The sequence below is a fragment of the Lentzea sp. NPDC058450 genome, from assembly GCF_042721395.1.
In the GTDB taxonomy this organism is placed as follows: domain Bacteria; phylum Actinomycetota; class Actinomycetes; order Mycobacteriales; family Pseudonocardiaceae; genus Lentzea.
In genome coordinates, this window is record NZ_JBHXLO010000009.1 from 1 (window position 1) to 21455 (window position 21455).

Here is a 21455-nt window from a genome sequence, read left to right on the forward strand (position 1 = left end):
CCGGGCGCTTTTCAGCCCGGCCTTTTCCGGCCGATGAGCGCCTCGCAAGGGCCCCGAAGTCAAGCCCCAATCGCACACCCCAGGTCTTTCGTCACTGCCTGATGGACCACCCTCGCAAGGCGACCAAACCCCAGGAACGCGACCAACCCCGCTGGAACGCGACCAACCCCGCTGGAACAGGACCCCAAACGGCAAACGGCCCCGGCGCAAACGCACCGGGGCCGCACCAATCCAAAAACCTAGCGGGGCTGACGCTCCCGACGGATCGTCACGCGCTTCCCCTTGATCGTGGCGTCACGCAACTGGTCGATCACGTCGTTCGCAGCCGGCCCAGGCACCTCGACCAGCGAGAACCGGTCAGCGATCTCGATCGCCCCGATGTCCCGCCCCTTCAACTGGGTCTCCCCGGTGATGGCCCCGACGATGTCCTGAGGCCGAATACCGGAAGACCGACCGGCACCCAGGAACAGCCGGGTCATGCCCTCCGACGGCCCACGACGCTCCCGCCGAGGCCCAGCAGGCGCACCGTCGCGACGCGGCCGGTCCTCCCGAGGCCGAACCTCCGGGATCTCCTCCTCGTCAGCGGCGGCACCAGACGCCTCGTGCGCCAGCTTCACCGCGGCAAGGGCGATCTCCATGACGTCGAACTCGTCGGCCAGCGTCTCGACGACGACGCGGAAGCGCGACAGGTCGTCCTCGAGCAGCGACTCGTGCAGCGACGACCGGGTCAGCTCCAGCTGACGGGCGCGCAGGTCCGCGACGGTCGGGACCTTCTCGACGGGGATCTTCGTCTTGGTGACGCGCTCGATCGTCTTGAGCATCGAGTTCTCGCGCGGCTCGACCAGCGTGATCGCGACGCCCTCACGGCCCGCGCGGCCGACGCGGCCGATGCGGTGGGTGTAGGCCTCGGGGGCGGACGGCACGTTGTAGTTCACGACGTGCGTGAGCTGCTCGATGTCGAGGCCTCGGGCGGCCACGTCGGTGGCGACCAGCAGGTCGGCCGTGCCGGAGCGCAGGCGGGACATGACCCGGTCGCGCTGCTCCTGGCTGATGCCGCCGTGCAGGGACTCCGCGCGGTAGCCGCGGCCGTTCAGCGTCTCGGTGAGCTGGTCGACCTCGTCACGGGTGCGGCAGAAGACCACGGCGGCGGTGGGCGACTCGACGTCCAGGACGCGGCCCAGGGCGGCGGGCTTGTGCTCGCGGCGGACCAGGTACGCGGTCTGGCGGACGCGCGGGGCCTCGCCTGGCTCGGTCTTCTCGCGCTCGATCTGGATGAGCGTCGGGGTGCGCAGGTGGCTCTTCGCCATGCGGTCGATGCGCGGGGGCATCGTGGCCGAGAACAGCACGGTCTGCCGCTCGGCCGGGGTCTCGGTGAGGATCGCGTCGATGTCCTCCGCGAAGCCCATGTCGAGCATCTCGTCGGCCTCGTCGAGCACGACGACCTTCAGGTCGCTCAGCTGCAGCGTGCCGCGCTGGAGGTGGTCGATGGCGCGGCCGGGGGTCGCGACCACCACGTCGACGCCGCGGGACAGCTCGCGCAGCTGGCGGCCGATCGGCTGGCCGCCGTAGATCGGCAGGACGCGGGCGCCCATGTGCCGGCCGTAGCGGTGCACCGCCTCGGACACCTGCACGGCCAGTTCACGGGTCGGGGCGAGCACGAGGGCGAGCGGCTTCTCGCCCTTGCCGATCTGGTCGGCGATGCGTTCGAGCAGCGGCAGCGCGAACGCCGCCGTCTTGCCGGTGCCCGTCGCCGCCTGGCCCAGCAGGTCGTTGCCCGCGAGCAGGGGCGGGATCGCTTCGCTCTGGATCGGCGTCGGCTCCTCGTAGCCCAGCGTGGTGAGTGCGTTGAGGATGTCGGAGCGCAGCCCCAGGTCGGCGAAACCGTTGTCGGCGGTGGTCATGGGGAGTATCTTCCCCCACCGCCTCACATCGCACTCACTCAGACCAGCTCAGGCGGCATTCGTCGCCTCCACGCGAACCTCGGCGCCGGCCGTCACGCCGTTGACCGTGACCGAGATCTTCGCCTGACCAGGCCTGATTCCGGTGAGGACACCCTTGTCCGGTTCGAGCCAAGCGACGTGCCACGGCCGGAGTCCGGCCTTGTCGCCCACGTGCAATCCACGTGACCCTTCCCACACCGCGCCGATCGGATAACGGACCGGGATCTGCCTCGCACCCTGTTTCACCGTGGCCGCAACCGTTTCCGCGCCGCCCGATCGCAGCGTCGCCGGAGCCGTGACCTGGAGCGCGTCCACGTGCGGCCGGATCTCGGCCCTGATGTTCCGGTCCGTCACGCCGACGAGCGTCCAGCCGGTGAAGCCACCCGGTTCGGCGGGTGCCTTGCCGGAGTTGCCGTTGATCACCTGCGCGACGCCGTCCACTGTGGACGCGAAGAACCCGCCGACGTGCCCGGTGACCAACGCCGTGGGTTCGTCTCGTTCGGACAGCAGGGTTTCGAAATGCTCCGCTTCCAGGCGGTCGGCGAGCTGGCTCGTGCGCGCGGGCGTGGGGTCGCGCGGTGGGTGGTGCATCAGCACGACGGCCTGACCCGCCGCCGTGTCGAGTGCCGTGTGGAGCATCTCCATCTGCTCGAAGCCGCCGCCCCGCAGCGTTCCGGTCGAGGAGTCGAGCAGCACGAACCTCGTGCCCCTGTGGTCGAACGTGCGGTGCGTGGCGCCGAACTCGCGGCGGAAGTTCTCGATCGTGCCCGGCCCCATGATCTCGTGGTTGCCCGGCACGTAGTACCAGGGGAAGTCGCCGAGCTCCTCGGTCAGGATCTTTCTCGCGAGCTTCAGGTCCTCCGGTGACGCCTCGTCCACGAAGTCCCCGTTGATCACCACGAACTCGGCTGGTGACCTTCTGATCTCCTGGAGGGTGCGGCGCGCGGACTTCACCAGGTCGCTGTCGGGGTTCCTGGCGACGAACTGCGCGTCGGACAGGACCGCGAACGTCCAGCCCTCGGCCTTGCCGACGTGGTCCTCGCGCAGGTCCTGCGTCGGCGGGAGGGTGACGTCCGGCGGCACCTGCGCGGTGATGTCGTCGACGGTGAGCTGGCCGGTGTAGGAGCGGTCGGCCTGTGTCTCGATCACGGTGAACCTCGTGACCTGGACCGGGAACCTGAGCTCCGGCGGCACCGCGACCTCGACGCGTTGCCAGCCGTGCCACGTGACGTGCGGGCCGTAGAGCGACCGCGACTGTCCTGTCGAGTCGGTCACCGTGAACGCCGTCCACTCGCCGTTGCCCGCGCCGTGCACCCAGGCGGCGAGCGACAGGGGTTGCCCGCCGACCTGGAGCGGGCGCGGCGGGACGGCGTAGGCGGTGCGGGTGCCGGTCGACTGCGTGAAGTCGTAGCTCAGCCTCAGGCCTGCGCCGGTGTGGCCGTCCGGGTCGGGCTCCGCCCTACCGCTGGCTCTGGCCGATCCGAAGGTCCACTGTGGAGCGTCTGCGAAGTCGGCGATCAGCTGTTCCCGCACGCCCACCGTGACGGCTATCTGGGTCTCCTCGCCCTGGGCGCGCGCCTTGATCGTGGTGGCACCGGCCTGGAGCGCCTTGATCTGGAGGTCCGGGGTGATCTCGATGATCCTCCGGTCGTAGCTGAGGTCGAGGTCCGCGCGCTCGATCGGCGCGCTGAAACCCTTGCGGTCGAAGCCGTTGACGCGCAAAGGCTTGCGCTCGCCGTCGCCGAGGCTGATCCTTCTTTGCTCCGGGGCGAGTCTGGTGAGCCTGCCCAGGACGGTGAGCTGCTGGTGTTTCGTCGTCAGGCCGCGGAAGGCGGTGAACGTCGCGGATCCGGGGTGGGGAGAAGCGTGGAAGGTGTCGCCGATCGCCCATCCGTTCGTGGCGCGTGAGACGTGCTCGCTCGGCGCCGGTCCGAACGTCTCGTCGTGGCCGCGGACGGTCATCCGGCGCGTCATGCCGGGGAAGACGCGGGTGCTCGCGGTCTTGATGTCGAACCCGGCGAGGCGTTGTGAGCCCGTGGGGGAGTAGAGCGCGAGGCCGTTGGGGATCGGGCGTTCGCCGCCGTCCGAGGGCGTGTTGACGACCTTCAGCCCGGTGGTGCCGGGTTCGCGGGCGAGCATGGTCGACGAGCCGCCGCCGTCGAGGTTGAGGGCGTTGTGCGCGCCGAGTTCGATCATGGCGTCGGCGAGGTCGCGCAGGTCGAGGCCCTGCAGGTAGGCGCTCTGCCGTCCGTCGACGGTCAGCATCTGCATCTTCTTGCCGTCTGCGGAGAACCCGACGGCGGTGCGCGGGTGCAGCGGGTCGGCCGGGGCGACGTTCCTGCCGTTCTCGACGAGCAGGTGGCGTCCGCCGATGGCCGTGCGCGGCTCGCTGCCGTTGCTCGTGCGGTTCCGGTAGCTGACCTCGACCCGGTCGCCGGGCTTGAGGGTTCTGAGGACGTCCGCGCCCTTGTCCCGGCCGACCAGCGCGAGGCCCTTGATCGGCTCGTTGCCCGGAATGCCGACTGTGCGTACTACGTCGTCTTCGACGATGACCTCGGCCGTATTGGACGCACCTTGCGTGGCGCGCGCTCTGCTGTACGTGCCCCACAACGGGCTGAAGACGCCGATGCCGTCCACGTCGATCTTCGCGCTGTTGAGCTGCGTCAGCTCGTGCGTGCCGTTGAGCGTGCCTTCGAAGAAGGTCTCCATCACGCTGCCGATGCCCGCCGCGTCGATGCCCACGGCCCGGCCGCTGCCCGACTTCCGCAGCTCGCCGTCCTGGACGCCGACGCCTTCCGGCGCGTTAGAGTTGTTGATGTCGAAGAAGTCCCCGTTGATCGCCGCGACGGCTCTGGGCGCCTGCTGCGACAGGGGAGCGGCGTGCGCGACGATGCCGGGATCGACGTAGCCGACCTGGGCTCGGGTGAGGTCGACGGTGAGCGCGTCACCCCGGACCCACCCGTCCGGCCGGTACCAGTCGAACGAGCTGAGCGTGACGCCAGGAGCGACGGGTCTCTCGGTGTGGTCGGTCTCGATGCGTCTGGCGACGTCGGCGTGAGCTGGGGCAACGGGCGCAAGGAGGACCGCGGTGATGATCACCGCAAGTGCACGTCTCGTCACGCCCCGGAACCTAGACTGGCCCGGTGAAGAACCGCCTAACGGTCTGCGCCTCGCACCTCATCACCCTGCCCAGCGCACCCCACGGCCCGGTGCGCGAGGCGATCGGCGCTGCCCGCGAGGCCGTCGACGCGTTCGACCCGGACCTGGTCGTCTTCTTCGGCACCGACCACCGCCGCGCCTTCCGCGCGGTCGTCCCGACCTTCGCCGTGGTGTTGTCCGCCACCGCCCAAGGCGATGTCGCCGGCCCGGTCGGCGCCTACGACGTGCCTTCCTCGTTGGGGCGCTCGCTGGTGGCCGACCTCGTGGCGCACGAGTTCGACATCGCCACTGCCTACGAGGCGGCGTTGGACCACGCCTTCGGCCACACCACCCGCGACCTCCTGGGCTCGATCGACGCCAAGCCCGTCCTGCCGATCTTCGTCAACTGCGCCTCGCCGCCCCACGCCACCTTCCGTCGTGCGGCGGCGCTGGGACGTCAGGTGGGCGAGTTCTTCGCCGACCGGCGCGTGCTCTACGTCGGCTCCGGCGGCTTGGCCCACGACCTGCCGGGCTTCCGCGAGCCGGAGACCGGCGTGGTGCTCACGGAGGAGGAGCGCCAGGCGTGGATCAAGTCCGTCAACGAACGCGCCCGCGCCGAGGGGACCATCCGCTCGTTGGTGCAGGCGTGGGACGAGTCGTTCCTGACCGGCATCGGCGGCACGTCCTGGGACTGGCTCGACTCGATCGGCACCGACCTCGTGGAGCGCGGCGGCAACGGCGCGGCCGAGTGCCTGACCTGGACGGCCGCGTGGGCCGCCGGAGGGCAGCCGCTGCGGACGCTGGCGCACGAGTTCGACACCAGCGGCCGCGCGGTCGTCATGTCGGATCGCTGACCTCGATCGTCGAGAGTTCGTCGGCCTCCGCGTGGTAGAGCCTGCCGAGGTCGATCAGCAACGTGCCCAGCTCGCGATAATGCGCGGCGCGTTCCGGATCGGGAATGAGCCCGCATGTGCGCAGCATGTTCTGCGCGAGGAGTTCCCCGAACTGTGGATAAGTCTTCACCACCTCACGCGAGAGGCGTTGAAGACTTGTCCTCAGGAGGTCCTCCGTCAGGATTTCCGCGGCCACGGCAGGATCCCCTCGTTCTCGCGCCAGATGCCGTCGCAGTCCCAGCACGTTGGCCACACGTTCTTTTCTTGCCACATGCTTCGCTGGTGCGGTACATAGGTGTCGCCGCACAGGGTCTCGCCAGGAAGATCCCTGCTCAGGTCTGCTGGGACGGCGTGGCGCTGCCCTTCCTGGGGCGTCCAACGGTATTTCACATAATTAGTGTGCAGCTTGGAGGTCGTCCAAGCGAACGCCCTTTTGGGTTATGTTGGCTTCAAATGTTCTGAGGCGACTCGGAATGGGTCTACGGTCTGCGCCATGCCAAAGAGATACTCCACTGTTCGGGGTCGTGAGTTCGGTGAGGGACTTCGTGCCGCCATCGCCGCGACCGGAATGACCTCGCGGGCGATCGCCGATGTCGTGGGTTGGAACGAGGCCAAGGTTTCGGATGCCGTGAACGGCAAGGGCGGCATCACCGAGCTGGAACTCGCGTTGTTGCTGGGCGCGTGCCGGACGCCTCCGGTCGAGCGGGACCACCTGCTGTCGCTCTACACCGGGACGGGGATCCGGGGGTGGTGGCAGGAGCACGGGGCGTGTGCGCCGATCAGCCCCCGCACGCTGGTCGAGCACGAGCGGCTGGCGAAGAAGCTGTTCAGCTGGCAGACGATGCTGCTGCACGGGATGGTGCAGATCCCGGACTACACGCGCGCCGTCATCGCCGCCTGCGTGAACGTCCCCGCCGATGAGCGGGAGGAGCGGATCGCGGCCAGGGCATTGCGGCAGGAGGCGTTCCGGTCGGGGATGAAGCCGGTGTTCTTCATCCCCGAGGCGGTGCTCCGCAACGAGGTCGGTGGGACCGAGGTGATGCAGGCGCAGTTGCGGCACCTCGACAAGCTGGCGGCGCGGCCCAGCGTCTCGTTCCGGGTCGTGCCGCTGGGAGTCGGTGCGCACGCCGGCATGGGCGGGTCGTTCGACATGCTGACCTTCGACAAGTACGACGACGTCGTCTTCCTGGAGAGCGAGAACTCCAGCCTGATCATCGAGGCACCGGCCGCGGTCAAGGCGTACAGCCGGATCGTCGAAGGGCTCGAACTCGTCGCCTTGGATGCGGAACAATCGAGGGGACTGATCAAGAACCTGCTGATCTGAGGAGAGCCCGATGGCTGAGTGGCGCAAGAGCAGCTACAGCGCGAACGCCAGTGCGTGCGTGGAGATCGCCACTGGCGTCGGGATCCGGGACAGCAAGGCGACCGCCGTCCACGTCGAGGTGGGGGCGGCCGCCTGGTCCTCGTTCCTCGGCACCGTCAAGCGATCGGGCTGACGCGCCGGTCGTTACCATCCGAACCATGACGATGCCCGCCGCGATCGAAGCCGTCCGAGAAGCGTTCGCCGGGTTGGCCGCGGAGGAGTTCGACCTGCCGCCGCGGCAGGCGTTCGCGGACAGCCGGTCGCTCGTCATGGCGGTGCACCACCGGCCGACGCGGTCGACGGCGGTCAAGGTGGTCAGCATCGAGATCGAGCGCGACCCGGTCATCACGGGCACGGTCGTGTACTCGCATCCGGACGGTCAGTTCGTGACGGACGCGGTGCCGCTCACGACGTTGCGGACCGGCGCCGTGGTCGGGGTGGCGACGGATCTGCTGGCCGACGAGGACGCGTCGCACCTCGCGTTGCTGGGGGCCGGGGCGCAGGCGGCCGATCAGGTGCGGGCCGTGCACGCGGTGCGGCCGTTGAAGAAGCTCGTCGTGTTCAACCGGAACGTCAAGAAGGCCGAGGCGTTGCTGGAGAGCCTCAAGGACGAGCTGCCGGACACCGTGATGGACGTGGCGGCGACGCCGCAGGAGGCCGTGCGGGACGCGGACGTCGTGTGTTGTGCGACGGCGTCGACGGTGCCGTTGTTCGGGTGCGACGACCTGAAGGAACGCGTGCACGTCAACGCGATCGGGTCCTACCGGCCGGTGATGCGGGAGCTGCCGGAGGAGTTGCTGGCGACGGCCGGGGTCGTGGTGGTGGACCAGGTCGAGGCGGCGCTGAGCGAGGCCGGGGAGATCATCCGGGCGGTGCAGAGCGGCGTGCTGCGGCTGGAGTCGCTCGTGGAACTCGGTGCGGCGCTGGGGAATCCGCCGTTGCGGGAGGGCCGAACGGTGTTCAAGTCGGTCGGGGTGGCGGTGCAGGACTGGGCCGTCGCACGCTTGCTGGCATAGGGGGTGCGGGTGTTCGGCTGGAAGAAGAAGTCCCGTGGGCTGAACGACCTCGGCGAGGTGATGGCGCAGCTCAGGCCCGACCTGAGCCGGGAGTCGCTCGGCGTGGGGCCTGAGTTCCCCGGTGTCGCCCCGAACCCGTTCCTGAGCGGTGATGCCCGGACGCGCATCGCGGAACTGCGGGCAGGGGTGCTCGCGCTCGGCACTCTCGTCGACTGGCGGGAGGTCAACAGCAATCCGCGCGTGGTGCTGATGTTCGACGTGGAGACCGCCGACGGCGTCTCGTTCCGCGGCATCGCGGACGAGGACCTCACGATCACCGAGCTCACCCGGCTCGCACCGGGACAGACGTTGCCCGTGCGCTACCGGCCGGCCGTCATGGACCACTGCGTCGCGTTGGCCCGGGACGTGGACCCCGCCCGTGTGCGGCAGCTCTCCGACGAGATCGCGCGCCGCAAGCGGGCTTGACGGCCTGGAACGAGAGAAGCGCTGGACGTGAACCCATCCGCCGCGGGGGTTCACGTCCAGCGCCCTTGATTTCTTCCTGTCAGGCCATGCGCAACCCGTCAGGAAGAGCTCGTCAGACCTGCCACTTCTGGCTGGCCACGCCGAGGCATTCCCAGATGTGCGTTCTCGTCCCGTCGGCGGAGGACCCACCGATGGCGTCGAGGCATTTGTTGGCCTGCGGGTTCACGATGTCGTTCGCTCCGGAGACCGCCCATTGCTGGGCTGGGCTTCCGTTGCAGTCCCAGAGCTGGACGACAGTTCCGTTGGCGGTCCCGCCGCCGTTGACGTCGAGGCACTTGCCCAGCGCGCGGATCGTGCCGTCACCGGGACGGCTCCACTTCTGGGCGGCGTTGCCGTTGCAGCCGACGATCTGGATGGGCGTGCCGTTGGCCGTGTTGGCCCAGGGCACGTCGAGGCACTTGCCGGCGATGCCGCGGATCTCCGAACCACCACCGCCGGGAGGCGGGGAGTCGTTGGAGACGCGGACCCAGTCGATCACGAGCTGCTGCGGGAACGTCGTGCTGGCGTCCGGGTAGCCCGGCCACTCACCACCGACCGCGAGGTTGATGATGATGAAGAAGGGCTTGTTGAACACCCACGGGTTGCCGTTGACGTCGGTCGGCGTGTTGCGGGCGTAGACGTTGCCGTCCACCGACCACGTGATCTCGCCCGGCTTCCAGTCAACCGCGAAGTTGTGGAACCCGTCGGAGAAGTTCGGGCCGTTGTAGGCGTGGGACTTGCCGCCCGCGCCCGAGTAACCGGGGCCGTGGATGGTGCCGTACACGGTGTTCGTCTGGTGTCCCAGGAACTCCATGATGTCGATCTCACCGGAACCCGGCCACGGGTTGCCGCTGTTGATGTCAGCACCGAGCATCCAGAACGCCGGCCAGATGCCCTTGCCGCGCGGCATCTTCATGCGCGCTTCGAAGCGACCGTACGTCTGGGTGAACTTGCCCGCCGTGTTGATGCGCGCGGACGTGTACTGACACCTTCCGTACCAGCAGGTGTAGTTGCCGGGGTTCTCCTTCTTGGCCGTGATGACCAGGTTGCCCTGGCCGTCGTGCGCCGCGTTGGAGGTACCCGACTGGTACCACTGGTGTTCCCTGTTGTTGCCGTTGTTGTTGCCTACTTCCATTTGCCACTTGCTGCCGTCGACACCTGTGCCGGCAGGAGCGTTGAACTCGTCGGCCCAGGTCACCGCCGCGTTGGCAGGGGGAGCTTGGCTGGTGGTGGCGACGGTGATCCCTGCGGCCACCATCAAGGCAGCGGCAAGGGCCGTCCCGATGCGTCGATGCATCGAACCGACCTTTCCGGGTGTTAGTTGAGCGCCCAGTGGTTCGGAAGTGTTGTCATGCTGTGACTCTGGGTCAACTTGTAAAGGTTTTCAGATTATTGGCAGATGAGAGCGCTCTCAAGGGATCAAGCTTCTGGCCTGGGGTTCTGGGAGGTGGTTTGGGGTGGTGGGGGTGTGGCGGGGGGTGAAAGGTCCAACCAGTGGGGGTCTGTGGGGTGTGTGGGGGCTGTGGGTGTCTGGGGTCGGGTTGCGTTGCGTTGGTGGTTGCTTTGGGTGCAAAGACAACTGCGGACGAGAGTGGTCGAGTCATCGCCGCTGCGCGACGATAGAGATTGGGGCTTGACTTCGGGGCCCTTGCGAGGCGCTCATCGGCCGGAAAAGGCCGGGCTGAAAAGCGCCCGGCCGAGCTCGAGAAGCTAGCACCTCGCACCCAAAGTCAAGCCCCAATCTCTTCGGGTGCGTGGTTGCGTTTGTGCTGGTACGTCACCGATACCGCTTGACCGGAGCTAAGAGGTAAGGACGCCTCGCCTTCGGCATTGCGCTCGGGTCTTGGCCGGGCGCTCGGCTGCGCCGTCGCGATGCTTGCGCTCGTACGGGCTCGCCTTCGGCTTCGCATGTCCTCAAGCCATTGGTACCCGGCAAGGTCCACCCGTCTTGGCTCACCGCCGACCCACACGCCCAGCCCGCACGCCCCGACCACTGCCGCTTGGCCACCTCGCCGCGACCACTGCCGCTTGGCCACTTCGCTGGGGCCGCTGCGCTCGGCGACCTCGTTCCGGCCGCTGTGCTCGGCGAGCTTGCTCTGGTTGTTGTGCTCGGTTGGAGTGCCGGTCCGGGAGGCCTTGCGACCTCCCGGACCTGGCGTGGCGTGGTCAGCCCTGCGGGGTGGTGATCAGGTTGAAGGTCGAGTCGCCGCTTGCCTGGCGGGCGCTGAGGTCTTCGAGGATGGTGGAGAGCGGCGAGTAGTTGTTGAGTTCGCCGAGTTGGCAGGCGCCGCTGCGGGATTGCTGGCTGCCGTTGAGGATGCCCAGGCCTGCTTGGGTGACCTGGCTGAAGAGCGGGCTGCCGCTGTCGCCGTTGCGGGCGCAGATGTCGGTGTTGATGCCCACGTCGGTGGAGAGGACTCGGCCGCAGCGGGTGCCGACGAGGTAGCCCTCGCCTGCGCCGCTGTCGTAGGAGTCCGGGTAGTTGACTGCGCTGGAGCCTGAGCCGCTGGCGCAGACGATGGCGCCGGGGAGGATTTGAGCCAGTGGGGTCACTGAGGTGATCGGCTGGTTCTGGGAGGTTGCCTGGGGGCCGCACGGGGTGTCGCCGTTGCTGTCCAGGCCGCCGTTGCGGCAGTACTTGAGGACCGTGTTGCGGTTGGTCTGGTTCTCCAGCCACGTGTCGGCGGTGGCCTGGTCGAGGTAGCGGACGGCCGCGTAGTCGTAGGGGTACGCGTTCTTCTCGATGCCGTGCTGGGTGAGGATCGGCTGGTTGTTGTGCTCGGTCGGCACGTTGTTGGTCTTGGTGGACATGCAGTGGCCCGCGGTGAGGACCCAGGGGACGCCCGGGAAGGCGCCGCCGGTGGTGCGGAGGTTGAACGCGCTGGTGCAGCCGCCGGTGGTGCCGTTGTCACGCCTCATGTCCAGGCGCAGGCCGCCTCGCATGGGGCCGTAGTTCGTGCAGTACAGCGGGTGGCAGAAGCCCCAGTCGACCGGGTTGCCCGAGTACGGGGTGGGTTGTTTGAGCGTGCGGGCCGAGACGATGGACGGGTCCGCGTTGAGTGCGCTCATCTCCTGGGCTTGGGCGGCGGCGCCTGGTTGCTTGAGCCAGGAGCGTTCCCAGACGACCACTCGGTTCTCGGTCTGGCTGACGGCCGGGAGGTACACCGAGTCGGCGCCCGCGCCCAGTTGGCGGGCGATTCGGTCGTGCGTCGACTGGAGGGTGGCCAGGGAGTTCTTGACGGTGCGGACCGTGACGTTCGCGCGGTCGGGGAGGGTGGCGAGTTGTCGTTGGGCGGCGGCCGGGTTGGTCATCGCCACGACGAGCTTGCCGCCCGCCTGCTGGTCGATCCACATGCCGCCGTACTCGGTGGCGGCGTCGCGCTTGAGGGTGGTTTCGAGCTTGGTGGCGTCGTTCTGGAGTTGGAGTCTGCGTAACGCCTCGCGCTCGCTGACCTTGTAGGTCGCTTGGAGGTAGTCGAGCGACTCGCGGACGGAGTCGGCGTTGATCGTGATCGTCGGGCCGGCGTTGGCCGGTGCAGCCGTGACGGTCGCCGCGACGAACAAGCCCGCGGTCACCGCCCCCAGGATCCTGGCTGGACGCAATGGAATCTCCTTACCGATGCGAATGACTTGCCCTTCATAGCCGCGAACCGGGGCTCCCCGCCCACGTCTTCGCAGGATCTCTACGCAATCTCCTCACTTGACGTTGCATGGCTATGGTCATTAGCTTTTAGGCTATGAACGTTCGCCCTCGTCTCAGCACCGCCAAGGTCGTGGACGCCGCGCTGGAACTGGTCGACGAACAAGGGGTCGAGGCGCTGACGCTTGCTGCCGTGGCCGCGAAGACCGGTGTCGCAACGCCTTCGCTGTACAAGCACGTCGCGAGCCTTGGTGAGCTGCGCGGCCATGTCGGCGTGCGGGTGCTGGAGGAGATGGCCGAGCGGTTCACGGGCGCGGTCATCGGTCGTGCGGGGGATGACGCGGTGGCGGCGCTCATGCACGCGTATCGGGCGTACGTCCGTGAGCGCCCGAAGCGTTACGGCGCAATGCCTGTCGATCCGTTGCACGACGAACTGCAGCGCGACGCGGGCATGAAGCTCATGGAGGTCATGTTCGCCGCGTTGCGGAGCTACGGCTTGGAGGGCTCCCAAGCCATCCACGCCGCGCGGCGGTTGCGGGTGATCGTGCACGGCTTCGCGTCGATCGAGTCCGGCGGCGGTTTCGGGCTGCCCGAAGGACTCGACGAGACGTACGACCAGCTCGTCCGGATGTATCTCGACGATCTCAGGGGGCAATCATGAAGTGGACGCTGACCGCCGCGGGCCTGTTATTTCTGCTGTATCCCGCTTTGAGACCGTGGCACGACGAGACGACGGCGGCCGGTGCGGCGGCCTCGATGGGGTCCACCGCCTGGGTGCTGTCGCACTTGTTCGCGATGATCGGGTTCATCCTGGTGCCGATCGCGCTGCTGGAGATCCACCGCACCGCCGCGATCACGTTCTGGGTCGGCGCCGGGCTGACGCTGCCGTACTACGGCGCCGAGGACTTCGGCCTGCACGCGATCGCGCGGCAGCCGAACGTCCTCGAGCTCGCCGAGGCGGTGCGCTACAACCCGTTCGCCATCACGATCTTCGGCGTCGGGCTGGTCACGATGGGGGTCGCGGCGGTCATGGTCGCGGCGCGGCTGCGGACACCGGCGGCGATCGTGTTCGCGGCGGGCTTCGCGTTGTTCCTGCCGCAGTTCTTCACGCCGCCCGCGGTGAGGATCGCGCACGGCGTCCTCATGATCGCGGGCTGCGTGTGGCTGGCGTGGGACTCAGCGCGCCGTGAGGCGGAAGACCCGCAGCTCGCGGCCGCCTGACTTCGCCACGTAGTCCTGGAACGCCGGGTAGGCCGCCACCATCGTCGTCCAGGCGGCCTCCCGGTCGGCGCCTTCGAGCAACGTCGCGCGCACGTCCCGCACGTCGCCGCGCACGTTGACCTGGAAGTCCGGGTTCTTCAGCAGGTTCGCCGTCCACGCCGGATGATTCGGCTTGCCCCAGTTGGACCCCACGACGAGCATCGAGTCGCCGTCGGCCACGTACTGGACCTGGTTCTCGCGCCGTTCGCCGCTCTTGGCGCCAACGGTGATCAGGGTGAGTCCGGTCTGCTTGGACATGTTCATGACCGTGAACTTGCCGTTGGTCAACTTGTAGAGCAGGCGATCGGTCCCGATCACGGCCTTCTCCATCAACGACATTCAGAGCGCTCCCGTCGACCTCGCCGCGTGGACCGCGGCGGTTCTGTTGTGCACCCCCAGCTTGCGCATCGCGCCCCGGAGGTAGGCCTTGACGGTTTCGGTGCTCAACCCGAGCTCTGCGGCGATCTCGCGGTTGGACGCGCCGACCGCGGCCAGCCGGAGCGTATCGAGTTCGCGCGGTGTCAGTCCGGACGGGACGCTCACCGCCGGCTCGCCGCCGAGGTTCTGGTGGACCTTGCGAAGTCGTTCGCGCAGCACGGGATCGCCGACGAGCTTGGCCACCTCGGCCAGCTCGCGCAGTGCCGCCTGCGTGTGAATGGAAGGCATGTCCAGGTCCTGTGCGAATCCCTGTGCGATGGCGCCGGCCATCCTGATGGCCCGATCGCCCACGGTGGTCTGCCCGCGGACGGCGCCGTAGAGGACACCCTGCACGGTCCCGCGGACCGTGACGGGGTAGGCGAACACCGAGGTGAGGCGTTCGTTCACGACCACCATCTGATCGAACTCGTGGGTGATCGCGCGGGTCGAGGCGTAGTCGTTGACGCGCACTGCCGTGCCCATCGCGATGGCCGTGCCGCCGAGGCCGCGGCCCGTGCCGACGCGCAGGCCGTGCAACGACGTGCCGTGCGTGCCCTGGAAGCTGCTCAGCAGCAGCTCGTGGCCAGGCGTGACCGCGCCGCCGAACACGACGGGCAGCCCGGTGGCACGGCGGAGCATGTCCAGACGCTGAGGCAACAGCGCCTGGAAACGGTCTGGCAGCACGTCCAGCAGTTTCGCCGACGACGGCACCCTCGAAAAGGGGTGCACCCCCGATCGGGGGTATACCGGGCGCCCGGACGCTCGCACCCTCGGCACATGTCCAGTCACGACACCTACCGCGCGGCTCGCGACCTCATGCTCACGGACCCGGACGCGTTCAGCTGGCCGAGCTTCGGCGGCAGCTTCAACTGGGCGCACGACTGGTTCGACTTCATCGCCGAGGGCAATGCCACTACTGCTTTGCACATCGTCGAGGAGGACGGCTCCGAGCGCGCCTACTCGTTCGACGAGCTGCGCCGCCGGTCGAACAGCGTGGCGCGGTGGCTCGCGTGGCACGGCGTCGGCAAGGGCGACAGCGTGATGATCATGCTCGGCAACCAGGTCGAGCTGTGGGAGTCGATGCTCGCGGTGATGAAGCTCGGCGCGGTGATCATGCCGACGACCACCGCGCTCGGGCCCGCGGACCTCGCCGACCGGCTGCACCGGGGCGCGGTCCGGCACGTCATCGCGCGCGTGGAAGACGCGGACAAGTTCGAGGACGGGCCCGTGCTGATCTCCGTCGGCGGTCAGGCCGCGGGCTGGCTCGACTACGCGGAGACGGCCGAGGCGCCGGACAACCCGTTGCCGCACCCCAAGACCCGGGCCGACGACCGGCTGCTGCTGTACTTCACGTCCGGCACGACCAGTCGCCCGAAACTCGTCGAGCACACCCAGGTGTCGTACCCGGTCGGGCACCTGACGACCATGCACTGGATCGGCGTGAAGCCCGGCGACGTGCACCTCAACATCAGCTCACCCGGCTGGGCCAAGCACGCCTGGAGCTGCTTCTTCGCGCCGTGGATCGCCGAGGCGACGATCTTCGTCTACAACTACGCGCGGTTCGACGCGGCCGCGTTGCTCGGGCAGATCCGGGCGAAGGGCGTCACGACGTTCTGCGCGCCGCCGACGGTGTGGCGGATGCTGATCAAGGCCGACCTGAGCGGCGGGGCGGGCTCGTTGCGCGAGGTCGTGGCGGCCGGGGAGCCGTTGAACCCCGAGGTGGTCGAGCAGGTCCAGCAGCAGTGGGGGCTCACGATCCGCGACGGGTTCGGGCAGACCGAGACCACGCTGTCGGTCGGCAACGTGCCGGGTGCGGCCGTGAAGCTCGGCTCGATGGGACGGCCGTTGCGGGGCGTTCCGGTGGTCCTGGTCGATCCGATCAGCGGCGAACTGGCCGACGAGGGCGAGATCTGCATCGACCTCGCGCAACGGCCGATGTCGTTGATGGTCGGGTACCACGGGGATCCCGAACGCAACGCCGAGGCGATGGCCGGCGGTTTCTACCACACGGGCGACATCGCGAGCCGGGACGAAGACGGGTACCTGTTCTACATCGGGCGCACGGACGACGTGTTCAAGGCTTCGGACTACAAGATCTCGCCGTTCGAGCTGGAGAGCGTGCTGATCGAGCACCCCGCGGTGACGGAGGCGGCCGTGGTGCCGGCGCCCGATCCGCTGAGGTTGGCGGTCCCCAAGGCTTACGTGGCGTTGAGCGCGGGGTGGGAGCCCAGCCGGGAGACGGCGTTGCAGATCCTGAAGCACGCGCGGGAGAACCTCGCGCCGTTCCAGCGGATCCGCCGGTTGGAGTTCTTCGAGCTGCCGAAGACGGTGTCGGGGAAGATCCGCCGGGTGGACCTGCGGGAGCGCGAGGAGAAGGGCGTGGCGCAGGGAGGGGAGTGGAGGGACGACCAGTTCCCCGAACTCCGGTCCTGAAGTCGCATCCGGCCCCCTGCTCGCGATCACGTCACTAGCATCGGTCGCGTGGGGAGAACCGGGGACGAAACCCTTGTGCCGCGCCAGTTGCCCGCCCGGCCGCCGGTGTTCGTGGGGAGGATCGACGAGCTCAAGGCCCTCGACGCCGTCGAGGCCGGGATCGCCGTGGTCGGCGGGCCCGGCGGGTTCGGCAAGACCTCGCTCGCGGTGCGCTGGGCCTGCGACAACGCGGCCAGGTTCCCCGGCGGCCAGCTCTACGTGAACCTGCGCGGGTTCGACCCCGCCGCCTCCCCGGTGGTGCCGACCGTCGTCCTGCGCGGGTTCCTGGACGCGCTGGGCGTTGCGCCGGAACGGATTCCGGACGACGCCGAGGCGCGCGGGGCGTTGTTCCGGGGGCTGGTGGCGGACCGGCGGATGCTCGTCGTCCTCGACAACGCGCGCGACGAGGACCAGGTCCGGCCGTTGCTGCCCGGTGGCGCGGACAGCCTGGTGATCGTCACGAGCCGCACCCGGATGCCGGGCCTGGTGGCGTTCGAGCAGGCCCAGCCGCTCACCGTGCCCGTGCTGGCCGAGGACGAGGCCGTCGCGCTGCTGGCACACCGGCTCGGCGCCGACCGGCTCGGCGACACCGAGGCGGTCGAGGAGCTGGTGCGACGGTCGGGCGGGATGCCGTTGACGCTGGCGGTGGTGGCCGCGCGGGCGCTGGCGAACCCGGCGTTCCCGCTGCGGGCACTCGCGGGCGAACTGAGGCACGAACACCTCGATTCGGCCTTTTCGGGCTCCTACAAGGCGTTGCCGGACGACGCGGCGGCGCTCTTCCGGCTGCTGGGTGTCCACTGTGGACCGGACATCGACGTGCGCGCGGCCGGGGCGTTGCTGGGTGGCGAGGCGCGGACCCCGTTGGCGGAGCTGACGAAGGCGCACCTGGTCGAGGAGCACGTGCCCGGCCGGTTCCGGCTGCACGACCTGATCCGGGCGTTCGCCGCGGGCCTCGCCGCCGACACCCGTCCCGCGTTGCAGCGGATGCTCGACCACTACCTGCACACGGCGTTCGCGGCGGAACGGTTGCTGGCACCGCATTGGCCGTCGATCGACGTCGACACCGAGAAGACGTTCGACGGGTACGAGGAAGCGCTGGCGTGGCTGGACGCCGAACTGCCGGTGCTGCTCGCCGCCACCGAACTCGCGGTGCGCGAAGGCTTCGACGTCCACGCCTGGCAGTTGCCGTGGACGATGTCGACGTTCCTCTACCGCAGCGGCCGCTGGGACGACCGCGCCGCCACCCAGCACCTGGCGCTGGCGGCGGCGGGACGACTGGGCGACCGCACCGCCGAGGCCGTCACGCTGCACCTGCTGGGACGCGGCAAGGCGATGCTCGGCGACCACGCCGGCGCGCAGGCCGACCTGGCGCGAGCGTTGGCGTTGCACGAGGGCGACACGGTGAACGTCGGCGTCACGCACTTCTCGATCGCCTGGTCGCACGCCATGGTCGAGGACTACGGCACGGCGTTGAAACACGCGCAGAAGGCGTTGGAGCAGTTCATCACCGAGCGCACCCCGTCGTGGATCGCGCTCATCCAGGGCGCGCTCGGCTGGCTCAACGCGATGGCCGGCGACCTCGACGCGGCGCTGGACCACTCCACCGAGGCGCTGCACCGGTTGCGCGTGCTGGGGGATCTCGACGGCGAGGCGTACGCGCTGCGCACCCTCGGCCACGTGCACCACCGGCAGGGCGAACACGACCGCGCCGCCGTCGTGCTGTCGCTCGCGACCGACCAGCTCGCGAGCCTGGGGGAGCGGTACGGGGAGGCTCAGTGCGCCGACGACCTCGGTGACGCGCTCTCCGCCGCCGGTGACCACGAGGGCGCGCACCGGGCGTGGTCACGGGCCGCGGCGCTGCTGACCCGGCTCGGCCACCCCGACTTGGAGGGCGTCCAATCGAAGCTGATCGACACTGGCGTGACGGGACGATCGCTGGAAACGTGAGGTGCTCACTACACCAGGGAGTGCGCGCATGGTCCGCAAGATCTCAGGTCGCCCGGCGGTGATCACCGGGGCCGCCTCGGGCATCGGCCGCAGTCTCGCCCAGCGGTTGTCGCGGCACGGCTCACCGGTGGTCCTCGCCGACGTGGACGAGATCGGCCTGGAGAAGACCGCCGCGTCGCTGACCGGACCGGTGCTGAGCCGGATCCTCGACGTCCGCGACGCCGACGACGTGCACCGGTTCGCGAAGGAGGTGCGGGACTGGCTCGACCTGCCGCTCGCGGCCGTGTTCAACAACGCGGGCGTCGCCACGTCCACGACCGTGCTGAACTCCGTGGCGGAGGACGACTCCTGGCTGTTCGACATCAACTACTGGGGTGTCGTCAACGGCACGCGGGCGTTCCTGCCGCTGCTGGTCAAGCAGAACTACGGCGTCGTCGTGAACACCTCCAGCTGCTTCGGCCTCCTCGGCATGCCGAAGCAGAGTGCTTACTGCGCCGCGAAGTTCGCCGTCCGCGGCTTCACCGACTCGCTGCGCCAGGAACTGCGCGGCACCGGCGTCTCCGCGGTCACGGTGCACCCCGGCGGCATCAAGACCAACATCATCCGCAACGGGCGCATCCACGCCGAGCTCGACGAGCTGGGGCGGTCCCGCGACCAGATCGAGGCCGACTTCGACCGCATCGCCCTGACCACGCCGGACAAGGCCGCGGAGATCATCCACCGCGGTGTCGAACGGGGAAAGGCGCGCGTGCTGGTCGGGCCGGACGCCTACCTGTTCGACCTGCTCTCCCGCATCGCGCCCACGTCGTACTTCAACGTCATGGCGCGCCTGTACCAGCGGTGAGGCATGATCCACCGCATGGTCTCCTCGGCGGTGGTGCGGCGAACCGAGCAGTGGTTCGTCCGGCAGGGCGCGCCGACGATGATCGAGGGCTACGGCTTCCGGTCGCACGTGCTGCCGCGGATGATGCCCGCGCTGACGTTCGTGGCCGTCGGCAGCTTCGCCTGGCTGGTGTTGCAGCAGTCCAGCGGCCTGTCGCGCGGCCTGTTGCTCGGGGTGATCGTCGCGGTGATGGTCGCGCGTGGGTGTTGCTTTCGGTGTTCGTGCGGCGGCTGCCCGAGTTCTCGGCGCGCACGACCGTGTTGGTGCTGGTGGTGTACGCGGCGATCCCGATCCTCACGCCGTTGGGCCAGTACCTGCTGGAGATCCGGTTCCGGGCGCCGGACGGCGACGAGTACTCCGAACCGGTGTGGGGCGCGCTGATCTGGTTCGTGGTCGTGTACGGGCTGGCGTTCGTGGCGACGATGCTGGGCACGACCTACGGGCTCGGGGCGTTGCTCAAGGCGGCGATCCGGCACGTGATCGCGGACCTGCGCAACAGCGTGCACCTGCTCGGGCGCGCGTTGCCGCCGATGCTGTTCGTGACGCTGTTCCTGTTCTTCACCGGTGAGCTGTGGCAGGCGATGAACAAGCTGCCATGGCCGCGAGTGAGCCTCGTGGTGCTGCTGTTCGCCGCGATCACCGTGCTCGCGGCCGCCGCCCGGCTGCGCGACGAGATCGGCCGCGTGGAGCAGGACCTGCGGCCGGAGATCCTCACCGGCGCGTGCAAGGGCACGCCGCTGGCGAGCGTCGAGATCACCGAACCGTTGCCGCCCAGGAAGTTGAACGGCCGGCAGAACCGCAACCTGCTGGTGATGCTCGCGATCCGGCAGCTGGTGCAGGCGGCGGTGATCGGGCTGGCGCTGTTCGCGTTCTTCGTGATCCTCGGCCTGATCGTGGTGACGCCGGAGATCGCCGAGCAGTGGATCGGCGAGACCGTGAAGCCGTCGTGGCTCGGTGTGCCGCAGGCGATGCTGCGCAACGCCACGCTGTTCGCGGCGTTCGGCAGCATGTACTTCTCGGTGACCTCGATGAGCGACGCCGAGCACCGGCGGCAGTTCTTCGCGCCGGTGCTGGAGAAGGTCGAACGGACGCTGGAGGTCCGCGCGGTGTACCTGAGCGTCAGGGAACGGGCAGCGGCCTGAGGTCCTTCGACGGCGGGGCGCCGAACTGGCGGCGGTACTCGCGGCTGAACTGCGACGGGCTGTCGTAGCCGACCCGGTGGCTCACGCTCGTCACGTCCCGGTTCGTCGCGAGCAGCAACCTGGCCTCCTGCAGTCGGATCTGCTTCTGGAACTGGATGGGGCTCATCGCCGTGACGGCCTGGAAGTTGCGGTAGAACGCGGACTCGCTCATGCCCGCGATCCGCGCGACGTTCTCGACCTTGAACGACTCGGCGTAGTTCTCGCGGATCCACCGCACGGCACGGGAGATGTGGCTGAGGCCGCTGTCCTGCGCGCCGAGCTGGCGGACGACCGCGCCCTGCTCGCCGGTCATGACCCGCCAGAGGATCTCCTGCTTGATCAACGGGGCCAGCGCTTTCGCGTCGCGCGGGGAGTCCAGCAGCCGGGCGAGCCTGGTGACGGCGTCGATCAGCTCCGGGGAGGCGGTGCTGACGGCCAGACCCTCCGGGATGCCGGCGGGTTTCGGCAGGTCGGTGGTGTGCAGCAGCTCGGCGACCCGGTCCGGGTGCAGGACCAGGCCGAGGCCGAGCGCGGGTTCGTCGGGGCTGATGCCGACGTAGTCGCCGGTGATCGGCATGTCGATCGAGGCCACCAGGTACTGGCCGGCGCGGTAGTCGTACACGCGCTCACCTAAGGCGATGCGTTTGCGGCCCTGGGCGACGAACGCGAGGATCGTGCCGGACATGGACGGCGCCGGTCCGCTGGCCGCGGTCGTCCGCGACACCAGCACGTCGTCGATGATCGAGGTCATGTCCGGGCGGGCGTGCTTGGTGATCAGCGCGCGTAGTTCGTCCACGCCCT

At 69.0% G+C, this 21455-nt stretch carries 20 protein-coding genes; 11 read left to right on the top strand and 9 right to left on the bottom strand.

What is annotated here, in order from left to right; genetic code table 11:
- Nucleotides 1-239: 239 nt before the first annotated feature.
- On the bottom strand, nt 240-1901 hold the full coding sequence (locus ACFWNN_RS16270; protein ID WP_382440710.1) for a DEAD/DEAH box helicase: 1662 nt from the start codon (nt 1899-1901) through the stop codon (nt 240-242).
- Nucleotides 1902-1949: 48 nt separating this feature from the next.
- Entirely contained in the window at nt 1950-5060 is a 3111-nt protein-coding gene (locus tag ACFWNN_RS16275; RefSeq protein ID WP_382440711.1) for a phosphodiester glycosidase family protein, read from the bottom strand.
- 23 nt (nt 5061-5083) lie between these two features.
- Between ACFWNN_RS16275 and ACFWNN_RS16280 the strand changes: the two genes are divergently transcribed.
- Nucleotides 5084-5932 (top strand): hypothetical protein, encoded by an 849-nt coding sequence (locus tag ACFWNN_RS16280; protein ID WP_382440712.1) that lies wholly within the window; start codon nt 5084-5086, stop codon nt 5930-5932.
- On the opposite strand, the gene ACFWNN_RS16285 is transcribed toward ACFWNN_RS16280, so the two are convergent.
- Nucleotides 5916-6224 carry a hypothetical protein gene (locus tag ACFWNN_RS16285; protein WP_382440939.1) on the bottom strand — a complete coding sequence of 103 codons (309 nt, stop codon included), beginning with the start codon at nt 6222-6224 and terminating at the stop codon, nt 5916-5918. The two genes, ACFWNN_RS16280 and ACFWNN_RS16285, sit on opposite strands and share 17 nt — an antisense overlap.
- Complete coding sequence (locus tag ACFWNN_RS16290; protein WP_382440713.1) at nt 6149-6361, bottom strand: zinc finger protein; 213 nt, start codon at nt 6359-6361, stop codon at nt 6149-6151. The genes ACFWNN_RS16285 and ACFWNN_RS16290 overlap by 76 nt, the downstream gene beginning before the upstream one ends.
- Nucleotides 6362-6464: 103 nt before the next feature.
- Between ACFWNN_RS16290 and ACFWNN_RS16295 the strand changes: the two genes are divergently transcribed.
- From ACFWNN_RS16295 to ACFWNN_RS16310, 4 genes are read left to right on the top strand one after another with little or no spacing between them, the layout of a single operon-like run.
- Nucleotides 6465-7295 (top strand): DUF5753 domain-containing protein, encoded by an 831-nt coding sequence (locus tag ACFWNN_RS16295; RefSeq protein WP_382440714.1) that lies wholly within the window; start codon nt 6465-6467, stop codon nt 7293-7295.
- A 10-nt stretch (nt 7296-7305) separates the two neighbouring features.
- Nucleotides 7306-7467, top strand: a complete 162-nt coding sequence (locus ACFWNN_RS16300) for a DUF397 domain-containing protein (RefSeq protein ID WP_382440715.1) — start codon at nt 7306-7308, stop codon at nt 7465-7467.
- 25 nt (nt 7468-7492) lie between these two features.
- On the top strand, nt 7493-8350 hold the full coding sequence (locus ACFWNN_RS16305; protein WP_382440716.1) for an ornithine cyclodeaminase family protein: 858 nt from the start codon (nt 7493-7495) through the stop codon (nt 8348-8350).
- A 9-nt stretch (nt 8351-8359) separates the two neighbouring features.
- Entirely contained in the window at nt 8360-8815 is a 456-nt protein-coding gene (locus ACFWNN_RS16310; RefSeq protein ID WP_382440717.1) for a hypothetical protein, read from the top strand.
- A 112-nt stretch (nt 8816-8927) separates the two neighbouring features.
- On the opposite strand, the gene ACFWNN_RS16315 is transcribed toward ACFWNN_RS16310, so the two are convergent.
- Both ACFWNN_RS16315 and ACFWNN_RS16320 read right to left on the bottom strand, forming a co-directional pair.
- Nucleotides 8928-10151: a family 16 glycosylhydrolase gene (locus tag ACFWNN_RS16315; RefSeq protein ID WP_382440718.1), complete on the bottom strand. Its 1224-nt coding sequence runs from the start codon at nt 10149-10151 to the stop codon at nt 8928-8930.
- Nucleotides 10152-11020: 869 nt separating this feature from the next.
- Nucleotides 11021-12430, bottom strand: coding sequence for a trypsin-like serine protease (locus tag ACFWNN_RS16320; RefSeq protein WP_382440719.1), 1410 nt, complete (start codon nt 12428-12430; stop codon nt 11021-11023).
- A gap of 161 nt (nt 12431-12591) precedes the next feature.
- Here ACFWNN_RS16320 and ACFWNN_RS16325 point away from each other — a divergent pair, with 161 nt between their 5' ends.
- On the top strand, nt 12592-13155 hold the full coding sequence (locus ACFWNN_RS16325; protein ID WP_382440720.1) for a TetR/AcrR family transcriptional regulator: 564 nt from the start codon (nt 12592-12594) through the stop codon (nt 13153-13155).
- Nucleotides 13152-13715, top strand: a complete 564-nt coding sequence (locus ACFWNN_RS16330; protein WP_382440721.1) for a hypothetical protein — start codon at nt 13152-13154, stop codon at nt 13713-13715. The genes ACFWNN_RS16325 and ACFWNN_RS16330 overlap by 4 nt, the downstream gene beginning before the upstream one ends.
- Here the strand turns inward: ACFWNN_RS16330 and ACFWNN_RS16335 are convergent.
- On the bottom strand, nt 13671-14072 hold the full coding sequence (locus ACFWNN_RS16335) for a nitroreductase family deazaflavin-dependent oxidoreductase (RefSeq protein WP_382440722.1): 402 nt from the start codon (nt 14070-14072) through the stop codon (nt 13671-13673). The genes ACFWNN_RS16330 and ACFWNN_RS16335 overlap by 45 nt on opposite strands.
- A gap of 21 nt (nt 14073-14093) precedes the next feature.
- Nucleotides 14094-14810 (bottom strand): LuxR C-terminal-related transcriptional regulator, encoded by a 717-nt coding sequence (locus ACFWNN_RS16340; protein ID WP_382440723.1) that lies wholly within the window; start codon nt 14808-14810, stop codon nt 14094-14096.
- Between the two features lie 138 nt (nt 14811-14948).
- On the opposite strand from ACFWNN_RS16340, the gene ACFWNN_RS16345 reads away from it, so the two are divergent.
- The 4 genes from ACFWNN_RS16345 (at nt 14949) to ACFWNN_RS16360 (ending at nt 20615) form a co-directional block, all read left to right on the top strand.
- On the top strand, nt 14949-16604 hold the full coding sequence (locus ACFWNN_RS16345) for an AMP-binding protein (RefSeq protein ID WP_382440724.1): 1656 nt from the start codon (nt 14949-14951) through the stop codon (nt 16602-16604).
- A 48-nt stretch (nt 16605-16652) separates the two neighbouring features.
- A complete protein-coding gene (locus ACFWNN_RS16350) occupies nt 16653-18590 on the top strand; it encodes an NB-ARC domain-containing protein (protein ID WP_382440725.1) in 1938 nt (645 codons plus the stop codon).
- A gap of 28 nt (nt 18591-18618) precedes the next feature.
- Nucleotides 18619-19434 carry an SDR family NAD(P)-dependent oxidoreductase gene (locus ACFWNN_RS16355; RefSeq protein ID WP_382440726.1) on the top strand — a complete coding sequence of 272 codons (816 nt, stop codon included), beginning with the start codon at nt 18619-18621 and terminating at the stop codon, nt 19432-19434.
- A 242-nt stretch (nt 19435-19676) separates the two neighbouring features.
- Nucleotides 19677-20615 carry a hypothetical protein gene (locus ACFWNN_RS16360; RefSeq protein WP_382440727.1) on the top strand — a complete coding sequence of 313 codons (939 nt, stop codon included), beginning with the start codon at nt 19677-19679 and terminating at the stop codon, nt 20613-20615.
- Here ACFWNN_RS16360 and ACFWNN_RS16365 read toward each other — a convergent pair.
- The gene (locus ACFWNN_RS16365; RefSeq protein ID WP_382440728.1) at nt 20593-21450 is read right to left on the bottom strand and encodes an AraC family transcriptional regulator N-terminal domain-containing protein; all 858 of its coding nucleotides are present in this window, start codon (nt 21448-21450) and stop codon (nt 20593-20595) included. The two genes, ACFWNN_RS16360 and ACFWNN_RS16365, sit on opposite strands and share 23 nt — an antisense overlap.
- Between the last annotated feature and the right edge of the window lie 5 nt (nt 21451-21455).